This window comes from Pseudomonas sp. FSL W5-0299 (assembly GCF_005930655.1).
In the GTDB taxonomy this organism is placed as follows: domain Bacteria; phylum Pseudomonadota; class Gammaproteobacteria; order Pseudomonadales; family Pseudomonadaceae; genus Aquipseudomonas; species Aquipseudomonas mandelii.
Genome location: NZ_RXHX01000004.1, coordinates 227535 through 241405 on the forward strand (window position 1 = coordinate 227535; position 13871 = coordinate 241405).

Below are 13871 nucleotides of genomic sequence, written 5' to 3' on the forward strand. Positions count from 1 at the left end.
TGGTGGAGTCAGGAGGAACTCACCACTCAGCAAAACTGCCATCGGCATGGCGCCAGATCGGGTTGCGCCAGCGGTGGCCGACAGCGGCGCGTTCGATCACGTATTCCTCGTTGATCTCAATGCCCAGGCCCGGGCCGTTCGGGATCTTCACGAAGCCTTTGTCGTAATCGAACACCCGCGGATCTTTCACGTAATCGAGCAGGTCATTGCTCTCGTTGTAATGGATGCCCAGGCTCTGCTCCTGGATGAACGCGTTGTAGCAAACCGCATCCAGTTGCAGGCACGCCGCCAGGGCAATCGGACCCAACGGGCAATGCAGCGCCAGCGCCACGTCGTAGGCCTCGGCCATGTTGGCGATCTTGCGGGTTTCGGTGATGCCACCGGCGTGGGACGCATCCGGCTGGATGATGTCGACGTAACCTTCGCTGAGCACACGCTTGAAATCCCAGCGCGAAAACAAGCGCTCGCCGAGGGCAATCGGGGTGCTGGTCAGCGGCGCCAGTTCCTTCAGCGCTTCGTAGTTTTCGCTGAGCACCGGCTCTTCGATGAACATCAGTTTGTACGGATCGAGTTCCTTCATCAGCACCTTGGCCATGGGCTTGTGCACCCGGCCATGGAAGTCCACACCGATGCCGACGTTCGGGCCCACCGCGTCACGCACGGCGGCAACGTTGGCCAGGGCGAGGTCGACTTTCTCGAAGGAGTCGAGGAATTGCAGCTCCTCGGTGCCGTTCATTTTCACCGCCGTGAAACCACGCTCGACCGCTTCTTTCGCCGCGCGAGCGGTGTCCGCCGGACGGTCACCACCGATCCACGAATACACGCGAATCTTGTCCCGCACCTGACCGCCCAGCAAATCGCTGACCGACACCCCCAAGGCCTTGCCCTTGATATCCCACAACGCCTGATCGATACCGGCCAGGGCGCTCATGTGAATCGCGCCGCCGCGGTAGAAGCCGCCGCGGTAGAGCACGGTCCAGATGTCTTCGATGTTGCGTGGGTCTTTGCCGATCAGGTAGTCGGACAATTCTTCAACGGCAGCGGCGACGGTATGTGCGCGGCCTTCGACCACGGGCTCGCCCCAGCCGGTCACGCCTTCGTCGGTTTCGACCTTGAGGAAGCACCAGCGCGGCGGAACGATGAAGGTGGTGAGTTTGGTGATTTTCATCTGTTGTCTCTCTTATAGACGTAGCGCGCTCGGCGCCAGAAAGTCTTAACGCAGAGCGTTCCATGCAGCGACATAGGCCTTGGCGTTTACCGCCACGTCCTCAGGCGTCATGCCCGGTTTGAACAACCCGGAACCCAATCCGAAACCTTTCACACCGGCGTCGATAAACACCTGCATGTTGTCCGGCGTGATCCCGCCAACCGGCGCCAGAATGGTTCCGGCCGGCAGCACCGCGAGCCAGGCTTTGACGACTGCCGGCCCCATCTGCTCGGCCGGGAACATCTTCAGCACGTCCGCCCCTTCGGCCAATGCGGCGAAGGCTTCGGTCGGCGTAGCAACGCCCGGCGACAGGTACAACCCTGCCGCTTTTGCTGCCCGCAACACTTTGGCATCACTGTGCGGCATGACGATCACCTGACCGCCCGCCGCTTTCACTTGCTCGACCTGTTCCGGTGTCAGCACCGTACCCGCGCCGATCAGGCAATCGGCGGGCAAAGTACTGCGCAGGATGCGGATACTGTCGTAGGGCTCAGGGGAATTGAGCGGCACTTCGATGACGCGAAATCCGGCGGCATAAAGGACTTCGCCAATGGCGGCCGCTTCTTGCGGGCGCAGGCCGCGCAGGATCGCGATCAGACCGTTTTGCGCCAGTGCTTGCTTGAGCATGTCAGACCTCCAGTCAGGTTGAACGGGATGGGTGTGCGGCGATCAGTCCGGCGGCGACCGCCAATTGCCACAACCCGCGTTCGGTGGCTTGTTCGGCCAGGGTCACGCGGGCAAAACCACAGGCGTCGAGGGCCCGGCTGTAGCGGGCACACAGTTGGGAGTTGCCGATGAGGATGATTGAAGGCAGGTGAACGCTGTTGCGTCGGCGTCGCTGAACGTTGGCCAGCGCCGACAGTTCGTGGCCGATCAGCAGGCCGGACAAGTAATCCGGTTGGGCAGTGGCGCAGAGCTCACCGGTCAGCCCGAGGCTGCGGGCGCTGAACAGCGTCGACAACGGACCGATCTCGCCCTCCGCCGACAGCGCCACTTGCACACCGCGATCAAACGCCTGGTCATCAAACGACGCGCCCTTTTGCTGGGTACGCCCGAGAATACTGTGCTCACTGAGCACGGCGAAGATCTCGCCGGTCATGAAGGTGTCGAAATGCACGATGCAGCCGTCGGCCACTTCCACCCATTTCGAATGACTGCCTGGCAGGCCGATCAACAGGTCAGCGCCCTGCTCGACCGGCAGATTCTGCAGGACACCCAGCACTTGGGTTTCTTCGCCGCGCATCACGTTCGGCAAGCGCGAACGCTGAATCACGCCCGGCACGATGTGCACATCAACACCGCGAAGACTGCGAAGGGTTTGTAGGGAAGTTCCGAGATTGGCGACGTTCGCCGGTGTATCGCAGTAGGCCGCTTCGCGCCAGCCCTGGGCGCTGCCGACCATGCCACAGGCAATCACCGGCAAATCCGGCTGCGCGTCGAGCCAGTCACCGCACGCCTCGTCGAAGGCCAGTTCAAAACCGTCGGCGCATTCCTGACCGTTGATGATTCGCGGTGTCCGGGGCAGCTGCATGATCCCGGACGACAGCGAACGCTGTTCCAGCACCTGGCCACCCGCGGCGAGTTTGTAAGCACGTAATGAGGTCGTCCCCCAATCGAGCGCGATCAATTGCGCCAGCATCGCTTCACCTGTTTTGTTTATTGGCAGTGAGTGAGCTGGACTATAAACCCTGACGCGGAGAAATCTCAATATATAAATATCACTCCCATATTATGGGATTTACAAGTGTGACAGGATTTTCTTCGCCAACGCCTTAAAATGCCCGGCCATCGGAACGGCACCCAGCCCTCAAGGAAGAAAAATGAAGATTGCTTTAAAGGCGCTGCTGTTCTGCAGTGCTCTCTGGTCCACCGCAGCATTCAGCGCATCGAAAGAATTGAAGGTGGGCGATATCTGGGCCTACAAAAACCGGCCGGGCGAGGATGGATCGACACTGACGATCCTGAAAATCGAAAATTATCCAAAATTGGGCAAGGTTATTCACATCAGGGTCGATGGCTTTCAGATGATCAATCCGGTGACAGGTAGCGAGTTCAATGAAATGCCACACCTACCCTTCCAGGCAAAAGCCTTGGAACGCAGCATCACCCACCGGGTGGGGGAAACTGCAGAGATTACGGATTTCAGTCAGGGTTATATGGCATGGCGAACGGCCTTTGATGAGAGGAAGGCCGGGGCTTTCAAGATTACTGTTCGACAAGTCCTCGACGGATTGATCAAGAGTAATTGGGAAGCCAGTGACTGAGTTATTGAGAGGCTGTTTACCCCGGCAAAACATCCTCGAATCGCATGGATTCGTTTTACTGGTGAGCAATAGCCTTCAACAGCTCTGCGGTCGGCACGTGCATGACTTGGGAGAAGTACGTATTGTATGTAGTAGTATGAACTCGATAAACACACGAAATAAAATCACGCTTCTTCAATAGCGGAATAAGGGCCTCTCCTTCCAAATAATCCTCTCCTCCTTTTCCGCTTTCCGACTCACTAAAAATGACATTCGCTCGATAGAGCAATGGTGCAGACTCACTCACTTTTTCCACCAAACCAAACCCGGAACGCTTTATATGGTGCGCTTCGCTAAAATCAAGATCATCCTCTAAAGAACAGACTAACCCCTCACCTATTCGCGACTTAAATAATCCAATAAGCTCCACATCGGAATTGAAAAAAACCTGGTAAATTCCAGTATTACGAAGTTCGTTTACACTGGAATACTCAAGTGCTGCGACAGGTCTTCCGTGATTGAGAGAACACGATGCACTCATCAAGATTGCTAAAAACAAAAAAAATTTATGCATCCAGAATCACTCCCTGAAGTAGTTCAAAATCGATTCATTGAATATTTGGCGGGCAGACTTGCCTCCTGGCAATATCTGCACAAACATTCTGTCTGCATCAGCATGGTTAACATCCACCCGCCCCATCACATTGGGTCCTTGTGTTACTTCCCACTGTTCACCAAAGTCCGCGACCAGATCCGACGCATTCCAGTCTACCGCTGCTGCCCGAATATTCACCCAATAGTCAGCCTTGGGGATCGGCTCTCGTCTATAGATACTTGAGATGCCGTAAACAATTTTCCCTTCACCCACGGGGTCCAGTGTAATCAGCATTTTTACTTTGAAGCCTTTGTCTGTCAGTACACTGGAAAGGTGGGCACCATTCCAGCCGCCGAGACTGTGACCAACGATGTAAATCGCAGAGGAGCAATTAGGTATTCTACTCAACACATTGCGCTCAAGATCATCATCACTAATAAAAGCATTATAACTGAGCACCCATGAAGGACAGCGCTTCAAAATCTCTAGTTGTTTTGCGTCGCCAACAGCAATTCGACGCACATAATCGATATTATTATTAGGCCCTGTGCCGTAGTAACTTTCCTGATCGCCCGCACCACCAATAAAAAATATAACCAAGTCTCGCAAGGTGACAGGCACCTGCTTAACAGCCTGATCAGTCTTACAGGTCAATGTATGTATTTTTACTTCTCTTTTAGGTAACGCTTGTTTCACCGCCGCAGTTTCACCCGCCATGCCAATCACTCCACAAACAATTTAATGGTCTCGGCCAAATGGGAACTGACTGTGTGAGTAAACCCGGACGCATCCGTCACGCCATGCTCTTCGCTGCCGTCACCACGTTGAATGGTATAGGGGTGATAAGGAATCGGCCCACCGGTCGCGTCATTCACCACTTGTAATCTGTCGGTAAAATGCACCGGCATCGGAAGCAACCCACTAAAAGCTGCTCCGCCTCCGCTTTGCCCGATGATAACGGTCCCGGAACCGCCGATAACTACGTTGCCGTGCCCGCCCGTGCTATCGAGGGTTGCGGCGTTGAGACCATTGATGAATACCGTCCCCGAAACAGCGCCGGTAATCGGGCTGCCACAGGCAGATTTGTCCGTCATGCGAGCAGCTGCCAGACCATCGAAGAAAACATCTGGTGATCCAGAAACAATCGGATTGGTGCCATGTCCGGGTAACGGGCACGAAGTAGGGTCTGTAACGCGCGCAGCAGGTTTTCCACTCAAGTTAAAGCTCCTTGCTTTTGAGTTTTATAGCGATGGTGGCAACCATCAGGGCGCAAAGGAAATGCACCACCATCGTTCAACCAACCGGACAGTCGATGGCGAACATGACGAGTGTCGAGTGATGAAGACGTCATAGACATTGCAGGTGTCATCCGTGAGCGCGCAAAGGCGCAGAGGATGACGGACTAGACGGGTAGGATCAACTCCCCTCAGCAAACTCGCGCAACACCTTCCCATCCATCCGATACCGGACCCACTCTTCCTGCGGCTGCGCGCCCAACGACTTATAAAATTCGATCGCCGGTTTGTTCCAGTCCAGCACGCTCCATTCGAAGCGCCCGCAGTCATTGGCGCAGGCGATTCTGGCGAGGTGGCGCAGCAAGGTTTTACCGGCGCCGCCACCGCGTTGCTGGGGGGTGATGTAGAGGTCTTCGAGGTACAGGCAATTACTGCCGAGCCAGGTGGAATAGCTGAAGAAGAACACCGCGAAGCCGATCGGCAAGCCGTCGCGCAGGCAGATCAGGCCGTGGGCGGTGGCGCCTTCGCTGAACAGGCTGCGTTCGATGTCGGCAACGCTGGCGATGACTTCGTGACGGGCACGTTCGTAGTCGGCCAGTTCAGTGATGAACCCGAGGATTTGCGGTGCATCGCTGGGGGTTGCCGGGCGGATCTCGATCGTCATGGACGTGCCTTTGTCGAAAGTTGAAAACGCCATACTAAGTCGGCGCGTGGTTTGTGGCGAGGGAGCTTGCTTCCGTCCGAGTGCGAAGCAGTCGTAAAGGCTGGCAACTCGGTTTTAACTGAAATACCTTTGCTCCCGGGATGGGGTTGCTTCGCAACCCGGCGGGAGCAAGCGCCCTCGCCACAAAAGCGCGTTCACTTCAAAGGAAAGTCATGGCCACTGATGCTTTCGCGCCGCTGCAACTTCTCGCAGCGCAACTGCTACCCCACGCACTGGAACCCTCGGAAGATGGCGCCCACGATGGGGCCCATCTGCAACGGGTGTGGCACAACGTGCGAACGCTTCATGCTGAAGAAGGCGGCGATCTCGGAGTGCTGCTGGCGGCGGTGCTTTTGCATGATTGCGTGGCGGTGGAAAAGAATTCGCCGTTGCGCTCACAGGCCTCACGCCTGGCTGCTGAAAAAGCATCTGCCGTGCTAAGCGACATAGCTTGGCCAAGTGCAAAAATCAGCGCAGTCGCCCACGCCATCGAAGCCCACAGCTTTTCCGCCAACATCACCCCGACCTCGCTCGAAGCCAAAGTCCTGCAGGACGCCGACCGCCTCGACTCCCTCGGCATGCTCGGCGTAGCGCGCACGTTCTATATCGCCGGACGTATGGGCAGCGCCCTTTACGACCCGCAAGACCCGGAAGCGACAGCGCGGGACTACGATGACAAACGCTTTTGCCTCGATCACTTTCAGACCAAGTTGCTGCACCTGGCGGACGGTTTCCAGACGATCACCGGCCAGCGGCTGGCGCGCGTCAGGCATGAGCGCCTGAAGGGTTTTATGGTGCTGTTCAAGGAAGAAATCGGCATCACCTGAGCGCATTACTCCGGCCCGCGCTAACCCTGGCATCGATAACCCCAGACCTAACAATGTCGAGGTACATGGTAGATAGAGGGTCAGCGTTTTTATCGGGTCAAGGAACCGCGTCATGTCTACCGCTACGCCCCACGTCTCAAGCAGAGTGTTCGGCCTGTTTTGCCTCGCCAGTTATTTGCTGTCGCTGTCCTACGGCTCGACCTTCCTGTTGTCACTGTTGATCGGTTCACGGGGCGGCAACGAACATGATGCCGGCAGTGTGATTTCGGCGGCGATGCTCAGCACATTTGCGGCGGTAGTTGTCTCCGGGCACCTGTCTGACCTGCTCGGCGCGGCGCGTTCGATTGCGCTGTTCGGCGCGTTGTTGGTGGCGGCCAGCCTGGGCTTCGCGCTGACGCCGGGGTTCGGCAATCTGTTGCTGTTTTTCGGACTGCTGCTGGGGCTGGGCTGGGGGGTGTTTTACACCTTGGGGCCGATGATCGTGGCGAGCCTGGTGACGCCCGCGCAACGCGCGAAATATTTTGCGCTGCTGTCGGGCAGCATGATGACCGGGATCGGCAGCGGGCCGCTGTTGGGCCGCGCGGCCAGTGCGTTCGGTTATCCCGTCACCGCCGCCTTTTACCTATCCGCGTTGGCCAGCCTGATGGGTGTGTTGCTGTTCTGGCGGCTGCATTCGCAACTGAAAAAAACGCCCTCGCCTACCGCCACTGTCGCCCGCATTTCCTGGCGTGCGACGACTCAGGTGCTGTCGTCGAAGGCAGTGTTTCCGATCATCATGGTCGGCCTCGGCGGGTGCGTATTCGGCGGCCTGTCGAGCTTTCAAACCAGTTACGCAGCGTCTCGCTCGCTGGATTACTCGCTGTTCTTTTTCGGCTTCATGGGTGCGGCAATCAGCAGCCGGATGTTGATCGCCGGGGTCGTGGTCAAGCGCGATGCATTGCGCGCTTCGTGCCTGCTGTCAGGCGTGATGGCGGGTTCGATTGTGCTGTTCAGCTTCGTGGTCGATAGCGAGCTCAGCTACGTGCTGGCAGCGATGATGCTCGGGGTCGGCTACGGGCTGACGTACTCGGTGATCAATGGCCTGGCGGCGAACGAAACGCCCCACGGCACCACTTCGCAATCGTTGTTGCTGTTCAGCCTGTCGTACTTCATCGGTGTATTCGGCTTTCCATTGCTCGCAGGGAAGATCATCGTCGAACACGGAATGACGACACTTCTACTCACAGTTCTCGCCATAGGGCTGTTGAACTGGCTGATCACCTTGGGCCGCTTGATCTGGCGCCGGGTCGACAGCAGCAAATCGTTGCAACAGGCCTGAACCGTTCGTCGTTCATCAGGCACCAATCCAAATCGGGGGCGGACCAACATCAGGTAAGGACTCTAATTAAATGGAGACGACACCATGATCATGTCCCGCTTGACCGCCCTCGCTCTCGCCACGCTGTTGTCCTCTGCCGCTTTCGCGGCGACCACCGCCACGGGTACCGGCCCGACCAACCCGGTCGAAGGTCAGAAAAATCCGACCACCCAAGGCTCGCCCGGCATGAACACCAACGGCACGGGCGTCGACAGCAGCCAGCCTCCGTCAACGGGCACCGACCCACGGATTCAGGGCAACGATACGGGCCGCCAAGGTGGCATGAACATGCCGGACACTCAGACACCGGATAACGCCGGCGCCGGCATGGGCTCGAAAACCACCACCGGTGGCTCGGGTTCCGAAGGCGGCGCCAGCCAATAGTTCGCCCACGCGAGTTTCACCTATCCACATCCATGAAGAGGTAACCATGAACGTCGATAACAACCTTGAGAAAGAAGTCCTGACCCGTCTGCTGCACGCCCATCCAAATGGCTTGGGCAAGGAGGTCCTGGACAATTACCGGGGGGAGAAAATCGTGGCCAGCACCCTCGCCACGCTGCAGGATCGCGGGCTGATTCAGCACGGGCATGTGACCTGCAACGAGGCCGGCGAACACTCGCTGCAACTGCCGATCAAACTCAGCGCGGCTGGGGTTGAGGCGGCGCGCAAGCTGGACGTTTAACAAGATGGATCAGGTCGCAGTCGTGCGCGGCTGCGACCGTTTGAGCGACTCTACAAGTAGCAGGAGAAATCCCATGCCTCGTGGAAGCAAAGACAAATATACCGCCGAGCAAAAGCGTAAGGCCGAGCACATTGAAGAAGGCTACGAGCACAAAGGTGTCTCGAAAGATGAAGCGCAGGCGCGCGCCTGGGCAACGGTGAACAAGCAGTCCGGTGGCGGCGAACGCAAGGGGGGCTCCGGGCGCAAGAAACCGGCGAGTGCCAAATCAGAAGATCGCAAGGAATCGTCACGGCGTGCGGTGGCCAGTCGCGAAGGTCATTCGCGTGACAGCAAGGCTTCGCGAGAGACGCAGACGGTTGACAGTTTGAGGAAGGAAGCGACTTCGAAGAAGATTCCGGGGCGCTCGAGCATGCGTAAACAAGAGTTGATTGAGGCGTTGCGCAAGGCTGGGTAGAAGCCTGATTTTTTTTATTGAATGTAGTGGCCCCTTCGCGGGCAAGCCTCGCTCCTACGGGTTCGGGTTGTAGCGAAAATCCGCGTATGACCAAATCCCTGTAGGAGCGAGGCTTGCCCGCGAAAGCGTTATGTCAGGCGCCGAAAGTCTTCCTGATTAATGCATTCACTTCAGCAGTCCCAGGCGAAGTCGCCGGCCCCCACCGAGTGACTGCCAGCGCCGCCGCCGCATTCGCCCGTCGCGCCGCTTCACTCGCCGACAACCCTCGCGCCAACCCGGCCAGAAACACCCCGGCATGGGCATCGCCAGCACCATTGCTGTCTACCGCTTCAACCTTGAAACCGGGCAGATGCTCTCGCTCGCCGCGCTGACTGATCCAGCACCCTTGCGGCCCATCGCGCACCACCATCAACACCTCGGCCGGCAGGTGATCGGTGAGCCTGTCCAGCGCCTCGGCAATGTCCGCCGCCCCGGTAAACCGCAGTGCCTCGACACTGTTGCTTGTCCACAGATCAATGCGCGGCAACAACGCCTGCATCAATGGCGCGTCCGGCGAGTCCACCAACGGGCCGGGATCGAACACCACGTTGATCACTTTCGGCAAACCCAGCACCCAATCCAGCAGCGCCTGGGCCTTGCCGACATGCAACAGGCTGTAGCCACTGACATACACGTAGTCACCCGCCTCGGCCGGCACGCTCGCCAGGTCCTCGGTGGTCAATTCGCCCTCGGCGCCGATGTAGGAAATGAAACTGCGCTCAGCCGAGGCATCGGTCACCGCAACGCACAACCCCGTATCCCGTTCGGCCTTGTGTGCGATGCCGATCCGAATGCCTTCAACCTTCATCGCCTCACGGGCCAGGTCGCCGAAACGACCGGTGCCATGACGACCGAGGTAGACCACCGGCAGCCCGTTACGCGCGGCGGCGGCCATCACGTTAAACCCTCCGCCGGCTTCGAAACTGGCGGATTGCGCCAGCACATCGCCGCCCGGTTGCGGCAGTTTGTCCACGGCCATGACCAGGTCGATGATGACCTGGCCGGTGTGCAGCAATCTAGGCATGAGCGTTCTCGGTCATTGCGGCACGACGATCCCTGGCCCCACCGAGTACAAAATAAATCCCGCCGGCCACCAGGAACGTCACGATCCAGCCCAGGCCGTTATGGCCCAGCCACGAATCCGAAAGAAAACCGCGGAACCAGACGTTTTGTTCGGTGGTGCCAATGGTGGTGAAGCTGAAGCCCAGCACGATCGCCAGCGCCCACGCGCCAAACGCGCGCCATTCGATACCGCCGTTGTACCAGTAGGCACTGCTCGGGCTGACGTCCAGCAAATCTTTGGGGCTGTAGTAATGACGATGTATCAGGTCAACGACGAAGATCCCGACCCACGCCGTGATAGGCACCGCCAGCAGCGAAATGAAGGTAATGAACGGGCCGTAGAAACTGTCGGCGATCAGCATGAAGTAGATCGAACCGGCGAAGATCGCGACGATGTCGACCACCACGGCGTAGACGCGCTTGACCTTGAGGCCGAGGGTCAGCGTGGTCAATCCGGCGGAATACACCGACAGGTTGTTCGACAGCAGCAGCCCGCCGAACGCGGTGATCAGGTACGGCACGGCCATCCAGGTTGGCAGCATGTCGCGGATCGCGATGATCGGATCGGTGGCCGAGGCCAGGTCGTTGTTGCCCACCGACAGCAGGCCGCCGAGGGTAATCAGCAGCACCAGCGGAATCCCCGCACCAAAGGCCGCCGACGCGACCAGGCGCACGGCTTTGACGCTGCGATGCTGATAGCGCGACATGTCGGCACCGGCATTGGCCCAGCCGATCCCGGTGCCGGCGGCCATGGTGCCGATGCCGATGATCATCGCGCTCAAAGGCGCAGGCGTGGCGTTGAACACCGCGCTCCAGTCGATGGTGGCGCAGAGGAAGCCGCCGACCAGAATGTTCAGCGCACCGAACACATAAGTCGCCCACTTCTGGATCACCAGCAAAGTAGCGTGACCAAGGCCGGAAACCGACAAAGTCAGCAGCACGAAAATCGCGATGAAGACCAGGGTCAACACCGGTGCGCTTTTGGCCTCCACCGGCGAACCGAACAGGATTGAGCACAGCGACAGCAGCACGAAGGCGGCGGTGGTGGTGTTGACGGTTTCCCAGCCCAGCCGCGACATCAGCGAAACCAGGGTCGGGCCGATGTTGCCGCGCACCCCGAAGATGGCGCGCGACAGCGTCAGGCTCGGTGCACGACCACGACGACCGGCGATGGAGATGATCCCGACCACCGCGAAAGAACCGGCGGCGCCGAGGATCGCAACGATGATCGCCTGCCAGATCGCCAACCCGCGAAACGCCACCAGCGTGGCACCCAGCGGCAGGCCGAGAATGGAAATGTTAGCCGCGAACCAGACCCAGAACAGTTGCAGCGGGTGACCGTTGCACTCCGCTTCCGGCACCGGTTCGATGCCGCGGGTTTCCAGTTGCCCGGCGCTTTGCCCGGCGTTCGATGAACTCATGAAAATGCTCCTGTTGCCTTTGTTGTGGTTGTGGGCAATGACGGAAGACGAAACTACATCCCGGCGATCCTGGCCGTATTCGTGCTTTCCATTGCGGGGTTATCAATTCGAATAGGCGGTGCGCCCATCGCGAGCAGGCTCGCTCCCACAGGGATAATGCAAGCCGCACGGTACCTGTGGGAGCGAGCCTGCTCGCGAAGAGGCCAGGTCAGTCAGCGCAAGGCCAGAAGCCCTTTTACCAAAGGTTCCAGCTCCAGATCATTAACGGCTTTGACCTGTTCGATCATCGCCACCGGCCAACTCCCAAGCCCCAGGCAGGCCCCGAGCATCGCGCCCAGTATCGCCGCGATGGTATCGGTGTCACCGCCCAGGCTCGCGGCCATGCACAGCGCTTCGAAGGCGTTCATTTCACCAACGGCCACTTGTTGCGCCAGGGCAAACGAGACCACGACCGATTCCTGCGAAGCCACCGACGTGCCGATCACGTCGTACAGCAAATCCGCCAGCAACGCTTTGTCACTGTCGACGCTGATGGTCCGCGCCCAGCTGATGCGCGAGGCAATCCGTCCGCCCGCCACCCAGTGGCCATGACTTTCGGCTTGTTGGGCGATCTGCTGACCGAGGTTCAACGCCTCGCCCAGGTCCATGCCGTTGATGCCGGCCGAAACCACTGCCGCCACCGCCGCCGCACTGGAAATTCCCAGCGTGGTGTTGTGGGTGACCTGGCAGGCCTGCACGACGGCGCTTATAAAACGTTCAGGCTGGGCGACATCCGTGGCGATACCGACCGGCGTGATGCGCATCGCCGCGCCGTTGGTGGTGCCGTAGCGCCCCGCTTCTTCCGGCGAGTGGCCGGCCAGGATCATTTCGATTGCGCGCTTGGTCGAAGGGCCGAGTAAGTCTTGAGAACCCTTGGCCTGCATCCCGGCCTCCCATTCGATCAGCCGCTGAGCGAGCACGGCCGGTTCGATCCGGCCCTCACCGGCCACCAACAATTGACCGACCAGAATCGCCTGTTCGGTGTCGTCGGTGATCGAGCCCTTGGGCATGTTGGCGGCAATCGGCTGATCGGGGCCGGCGTCTTGCAGATCAGTGATCGCACCGAAGCGCGCCGAGATCTCGGCGCGGCTCAGGGATTGCGTCGGCATGCCCAGCGCATCGCCCAGGGCCAGTCCGTAGAACGCGCCGAGCGCACGGTCGAGCGCGGTCATTTCGACTCTCCAAACTGCAGGTGCAGACGAAAATGCACCGGGTCGAGCAAGCTTTCGACCTGTTCCATGAACCGGTTTTGCCGGTCGTAGGTGGTGCGCAAGGCTTTGAGGAAGACGGTGCCCACCGGACGACCGAGCAACGCGGCGTCTTCGGCGTTCAAGGGTTCTGCGCCGATCCATTGATCGCCGCGTTCACCGATGTAGCCGTAGGCGGCCAGGGTGATGGTCAGGGAATTGTCGATGAGGCCGACCCGCGGCAGGCTTTCCAGGCCTCCGGTGGCGGGCATCAATGAGCGTTCGAGGGACACCAGCTTGCCATCGGTGGAGCGACGGCGCCGGTCGAGGGTGATGAATTGGTCGGTGCCGAAGCGCGGCAGCAAATCAGGCCGCGTGACGGCCTCCAGCCGCAGTACTTCGGTATTGATCAGCGCCCCGCTGTCGGCGAGCGCTTGCGCCCAGCCACTGCGTTGATCGAGCACCACACCGTCGAAGGTGACGATGGAGCCGACGCCGCTTTGGGTCGCGATGTAGTTGCGTCGTTTCAACTCGGCAAGGGCCTCACGCAGCGTGCCGCGGCTGACTTTGAATTCTTGAGCCAATTGATGCTCGCCCGGCAACAGAAAGCCGTCCTCCATGAGGCCGCTTTCAATCCGCCGGATGAGTTCATCGACCACCCGTTGTTTCTTGTCAAATCGTACCTGTCTAATCATGTACAAAGTGATAACCGAAACGCGATGGTGCGGGCAAGGACTATTTAAGGGAGGTGACGGAAGGAGTAATCACTGTGGCGAGGGCGCTTGCTCCCGCTCGAGTGCGCAGCACTCACAAAATC

The 13871-nt window shown here is 59.1% G+C and carries 17 protein-coding genes; 6 read left to right on the forward strand and 11 right to left on the reverse strand.

Features of this window, described 5'->3' with window-relative positions; all coding sequences use genetic code 11:
• Positions 1-19 precede the first annotated feature (19 nt).
• The 3 genes from dgoD to FHL16_RS08085 are packed head-to-tail and all read right to left on the reverse strand — an operon-like array spanning position 20 to position 2846.
• Positions 20-1168 (reverse strand): galactonate dehydratase, encoded by a 1149-nt coding sequence (gene dgoD / locus FHL16_RS08075; RefSeq protein ID WP_008152275.1) that lies wholly within the window; start codon positions 1166-1168, stop codon positions 20-22.
• Between the two features lie 45 nt (positions 1169-1213).
• On the reverse strand, positions 1214-1834 hold the full coding sequence (locus tag FHL16_RS08080) for a 2-dehydro-3-deoxy-6-phosphogalactonate aldolase (RefSeq protein WP_077747979.1): 621 nt from the start codon (positions 1832-1834) through the stop codon (positions 1214-1216).
• 13 nt (positions 1835-1847) lie between these two features.
• Entirely contained in the window at positions 1848-2846 is a 999-nt protein-coding gene (locus tag FHL16_RS08085; protein WP_077747980.1) for a 2-dehydro-3-deoxygalactonokinase, read from the reverse strand.
• Positions 2847-3027: 181 nt separating this feature from the next.
• Between FHL16_RS08085 and FHL16_RS08090 the strand changes: the two genes are divergently transcribed.
• Positions 3028-3471, forward strand: coding sequence for a hypothetical protein (locus tag FHL16_RS08090; RefSeq protein WP_077747981.1), 444 nt, complete (start codon positions 3028-3030; stop codon positions 3469-3471).
• Positions 3472-3526: 55 nt separating this feature from the next.
• Here FHL16_RS08090 and FHL16_RS08095 read toward each other — a convergent pair whose 3' ends face one another.
• From FHL16_RS08095 to FHL16_RS08110, 4 genes are all read right to left on the reverse strand, one after another.
• A complete protein-coding gene (locus FHL16_RS08095; RefSeq protein ID WP_077747982.1) occupies positions 3527-4024 on the reverse strand; it encodes a hypothetical protein in 498 nt (165 codons plus the stop codon).
• 6 nt (positions 4025-4030) lie between these two features.
• Positions 4031-4762, reverse strand: coding sequence for an alpha/beta hydrolase (locus FHL16_RS08100; RefSeq protein WP_077747983.1), 732 nt, complete (start codon positions 4760-4762; stop codon positions 4031-4033).
• Positions 4763-4767: 5 nt separating this feature from the next.
• Positions 4768-5262, reverse strand: coding sequence for a PAAR domain-containing protein (locus tag FHL16_RS08105; protein ID WP_042932284.1), 495 nt, complete (start codon positions 5260-5262; stop codon positions 4768-4770).
• 199 nt (positions 5263-5461) lie between these two features.
• A complete protein-coding gene (locus FHL16_RS08110) occupies positions 5462-5944 on the reverse strand; it encodes a GNAT family N-acetyltransferase (protein ID WP_077747984.1) in 483 nt (160 codons plus the stop codon).
• Positions 5945-6156: 212 nt separating this feature from the next.
• Between FHL16_RS08110 and FHL16_RS08115 the strand changes: the two genes are divergently transcribed.
• The 5 genes from FHL16_RS08115 to FHL16_RS08135 all read left to right on the forward strand — a co-directional run bounded on the left by FHL16_RS08115 (position 6157) and on the right by FHL16_RS08135 (position 9306).
• On the forward strand, positions 6157-6810 hold the full coding sequence (locus FHL16_RS08115; RefSeq protein ID WP_077747985.1) for an HD domain-containing protein: 654 nt from the start codon (positions 6157-6159) through the stop codon (positions 6808-6810).
• A 112-nt stretch (positions 6811-6922) separates the two neighbouring features.
• Positions 6923-8128, forward strand: coding sequence for an MFS transporter (locus FHL16_RS08120; protein WP_077747986.1), 1206 nt, complete (start codon positions 6923-6925; stop codon positions 8126-8128).
• Positions 8129-8212: 84 nt separating this feature from the next.
• Entirely contained in the window at positions 8213-8551 is a 339-nt protein-coding gene (locus tag FHL16_RS08125) for a hypothetical protein (protein ID WP_010461809.1), read from the forward strand.
• A gap of 46 nt (positions 8552-8597) precedes the next feature.
• Positions 8598-8852 (forward strand): hypothetical protein, encoded by a 255-nt coding sequence (locus FHL16_RS08130; protein ID WP_010461811.1) that lies wholly within the window; start codon positions 8598-8600, stop codon positions 8850-8852.
• A gap of 73 nt (positions 8853-8925) precedes the next feature.
• The gene (locus tag FHL16_RS08135; RefSeq protein WP_010461813.1) at positions 8926-9306 is read left to right on the forward strand and encodes a Rho termination factor N-terminal domain-containing protein; all 381 of its coding nucleotides are present in this window, start codon (positions 8926-8928) and stop codon (positions 9304-9306) included.
• Positions 9307-9439: 133 nt separating this feature from the next.
• Here the strand turns inward: FHL16_RS08135 and FHL16_RS08140 are convergent, their stop codons facing one another.
• The 4 genes from FHL16_RS08140 to FHL16_RS08155 all read right to left on the reverse strand — a co-directional run bounded on the left by FHL16_RS08140 (position 9440) and on the right by FHL16_RS08155 (position 13749).
• Positions 9440-10369 carry a PfkB family carbohydrate kinase gene (locus tag FHL16_RS08140; protein ID WP_077747987.1) on the reverse strand — a complete coding sequence of 310 codons (930 nt, stop codon included), beginning with the start codon at positions 10367-10369 and terminating at the stop codon, positions 9440-9442.
• The gene (locus FHL16_RS08145) at positions 10362-11828 is read right to left on the reverse strand and encodes a purine-cytosine permease family protein (RefSeq protein WP_077747988.1); all 1467 of its coding nucleotides are present in this window, start codon (positions 11826-11828) and stop codon (positions 10362-10364) included. The genes FHL16_RS08140 and FHL16_RS08145 overlap by 8 nt, the downstream gene beginning before the upstream one ends.
• 212 nt (positions 11829-12040) lie before the next feature.
• Positions 12041-13039 (reverse strand): ADP-ribosylglycohydrolase family protein, encoded by a 999-nt coding sequence (locus FHL16_RS08150; protein WP_077747989.1) that lies wholly within the window; start codon positions 13037-13039, stop codon positions 12041-12043.
• Positions 13036-13749 (reverse strand): GntR family transcriptional regulator, encoded by a 714-nt coding sequence (locus FHL16_RS08155; protein ID WP_042932288.1) that lies wholly within the window; start codon positions 13747-13749, stop codon positions 13036-13038. Before FHL16_RS08155 ends, FHL16_RS08150 begins: the two co-directional genes overlap by 4 nt.
• Between the last annotated feature and the right edge of the window lie 122 nt (positions 13750-13871).